Below are 828 nucleotides of genomic sequence, written 5' to 3' on the forward strand. Positions count from 1 at the left end.
AGCCGGCCACGAACACGGCGGCGCCGATGACCAGCGAGCGCTTGCGCCCGATATGGTGGGACATCCAGCCGGCCATCAGGGCGCCGACCGCGGCCCCCGCCATCATGGCGCTGACGATCCATTGCTGCGCGATCAGCGAGGCGTGGAATTCGCGGGTGACGAAATCCAGCGCGCCGGAAATGACGCCGATATCCAGGCCGGACATCAGCCCGGCCAGGGCGGCCAGGCAGCCGACGACGATCGAGCGCACATGGACGGACTCGGACGGGGCGTGCCGCGGGGACGGCGCGGAAGCATTCATGCCGGACGGTTCCTTACGTTTATTATTTACTAACGTTTCTTATCTATTATCGTTTAGTTTATTATCGTTGAATTGTTGTTGGTCTTGTTAACGTTTTTGTTTGTCAGTTTCGTACAGGCGTGTGGCTCTGGCGTGTCAATTCGGCGTGATCGGGCGGACACGATCAGGCGAAGGCGGCGCGCACTTCTCCGACGATCAGGCCGTTCCAGTTGCGCATGCTGTGCCGTGTCAGGCCGGCCAACACCATATTGTCACGATTTTCGGGCCCAAGGAAGCGGATCAACAGGGCGGCCATCGCGACCTCGGCCGCGCGGGGGGCGCCGTCATGGCATTTCACCGCGATGCCCAGCCCCTGTTCGGGCAGGGCGGCGGCCATGATGCCCTCGGCCCCCATCTTGCTGAACACGGCGGGGCCCAGGGCCTGCATCAGCACCGTGTCGAAGCGGTTGGTGCCGCCGACCATGAACGGGGCGGCGGCGACCGCCGCGCGCAGCCGCGCCGCCGCGCGCGCGCGTTCGGCGCCGAGG

General features: G+C 65.2%; 2 protein-coding genes. Both read right to left on the minus strand.

The window, feature by feature from the left end:
- A partial coding sequence (locus HUK84_RS20740; RefSeq protein WP_176641869.1) for an MFS transporter occupies window positions 1-301 on the minus strand: 301 nt, incomplete at its 3' end.
- A 163-nt stretch (window positions 302-464) separates the two neighbouring features.
- Window positions 465-828 (minus strand): asparaginase (locus tag HUK84_RS20745; protein WP_176641870.1); only part of this gene is annotated, 364 nt, incomplete at its 5' end.

It is taken from the genome of Nguyenibacter vanlangensis, assembly GCF_013376155.1.
In the GTDB taxonomy this organism is placed as follows: Bacteria; Pseudomonadota; Alphaproteobacteria; order Acetobacterales; family Acetobacteraceae; genus Gluconacetobacter; species Gluconacetobacter vanlangensis.